The organism is Streptomyces sp. NPDC003379 (assembly GCF_053589195.1).
The window spans coordinates 1-2260 of sequence record NZ_JBSFRK010000125.1; the positions used below are offsets into that span (position 1 = coordinate 1).

The 2260-nt window shown below is 64.4% G+C and carries 1 protein-coding gene; it reads left to right on the forward strand.

The annotated features are described in order from the left end of the window. Positions 1–616: 616 nt before the first annotated feature. The gene (gene ltrA / locus ACWDVB_RS40230; RefSeq protein ID WP_451520018.1) at positions 617–2137 is read left to right on the forward strand and encodes a group II intron reverse transcriptase/maturase; all 1521 of its coding nucleotides are present in this window, start codon (positions 617–619) and stop codon (positions 2135–2137) included. Positions 2138–2260 lie beyond the last annotated feature (123 nt).

The window sequence follows — 2260 nt, forward strand, 5'->3', positions numbered from 1 at the left end:
GAGCTGGGCTGTGCGCCACGAGGCGCTGATGGATCTCGCGGGATGAGAGGCCCGCCGCCGGTCCTCGCAGGGACCGGTTGAAGCTGGAGGCAGGCTGAACCCCGGGTTGGGGGTGAGGCCGGAAAGCAGCCTCGACAACGTAGGGGCGGACCGACACCACCAGACGGTTCGTGCCCGCAAGCGAAGACGGAATGGGTGCAAGGAAACTGAACCAGTGGTTGACGTCCCGTGAGTCGTCAGCGGCCTGCCGAACCTGGTGGATGGGCCGCTTTGCAGTGCTGGAGAGTGCTCTATCCGATGGCCTCTCCTCTCCCGCCGCCTTTATCCCATGGGTTTCGGGAGGCCCGGACCAAGACTGCGATGTGCGGTCCGTGGCGATGCTGCCGGGGTATAGCTGGGCACCGAAGCCGTCACAGAGATCCTCAGTGAACGTGGGAAGCGATCTGGCATCGCCCTTCCCGTCCGGCAGCCGGCCGGACGGCGGGCAGGCGCAATGCCCGCTGATGACGCCAGATCGTGGCGGAGTCGCCGTAGTACTCGGAGGCCGGGAAAGCCGGTCACATGGGGAAGGGCGACAGCGTGATGGCAGCAGGACTGCTGTCGGGGAGGAACGTTGTTGAACAACGACGCGCCGCCGCTCTGGCCGGGCAGTATGACGGCCGGGCGACGGGTACTCGATCATCAGATCAAGCTGCACCGATGGGCAAGGAACGAGCCGGATCGCCGGTTCGATGATGTATTCAACTTGATCTGCGACCGGGCCACTTTGGTGGTGGCCTGGGAGCGGGTGTCCGGCAACCGGGGTGCCAGGACAGCAGGCGTGGATGCGGTCACCCGCTTCCACATCGAGGAACGTCATGGAGTGATTCCGTTCCTGGAGGAGCTTCGCTCCTCGCTCAAGGACGGTTCCTTCACCGCGCTGCCGGTCAAGCAGGCGGTGATTCCCAAGAAGAACGGCAAAGTCCGTTACCTAGGCATCCCGACCCTGCGGGACCGCGTCGCGCAGATGGCCCTCAAGCTGGTCCTGGAACCGATTTTCGAGGCCGATTTCTACCCGTCCAGCTACGGGTATCGGCCCGGACGTCGGGCCCAGGATGCCATTGCCGAAATCCACCGCTTCACCCGCAAGCCGTCGACCTACGACTGGGTCATCGAGGGCGACATCAAGGCTTGCTTCGACAACGTCGACCATCACGTCCTGATGGACCTGGTGGCCGAGCGCATCAAGGACCGCAAGGTCCTGCGGCTGGTCAGCGCGTTTCTGCGGGCCGGAGTTGTCGAGCTGCACGGTGGATTCGCGGAGACCCTCACGGGCACTCCGCAAGGAGGAGTCGCCTCCCCGCTGCTGGCCAACATCTATCTCTCCGTCCTGGACCGGCATTTCTCGCGGATCTGGAACACCGAGATGAGTCCCGGAGCACGTCGGCAATCCCGACGGCGCAAGGGGCTGCCGAACTACCGTCTGGTGCGATACGCCGACGACTTCGTCGTGCTGGTGCACGGCACCAAGTCCGAGGCCGAGACACTCAAGACGGAGATCGGTGAACTGCTGGCCCGCAGGCTGAAGATGACCCTCTCGGTCGAGAAGACCCACATCACCCACATCGACGACGGCTTCGTCTTCCTGGGCTTCCACATCCAGCGAAGGCCCTGGTGCGACGGCCGTCGCGTCGTGCTCACCATTCCGTCCAAGCCCGCCTTGGGGTCGGTGATGCACAAGATCAAGAAACTGACGGGGCGAAGCACGACGTCGCTCTCGTTGGAACAGGTGCTGCGGTCGGTCAACCCGGTCCTTCGGGGCTGGGCTGCCTACTTCCGCTACGGCGCATCCAAAAGAACGTTCTCCTACCTCGGCTGGTACGCGTGGTGGAGGCTGCTTCTCTGGATCCGCTACAAGCACCCTCACCTGACCTGGAAACAGCTGCGGCGCCGCTACTACGGGGCGGACCGCATCACCGAGGGCGGAGTCGTCCTCTACAACCCGGCGAAGATGCGGGTCCAGCGATACACGTTTCGTGGAGCGCAGATCAGCACGCCTTACAACATCGACGAGGTCGATCCCGACGGAGCACGCTTCCGCCGGACGAACCACGACGATGTGGCCTTCGTCGGCCAGGTCAGCGAATACCTCGCCTGACTCAGCGGATCACGTGGAGAGCCGGATGCTCGGCCAACGGGCACGTCCGGTTCGGCGGGCGGGGACGGGAAAACCGACACCGGAAACGGTGCACGGCGTCCCGTCCCCGACCCAACATATGGA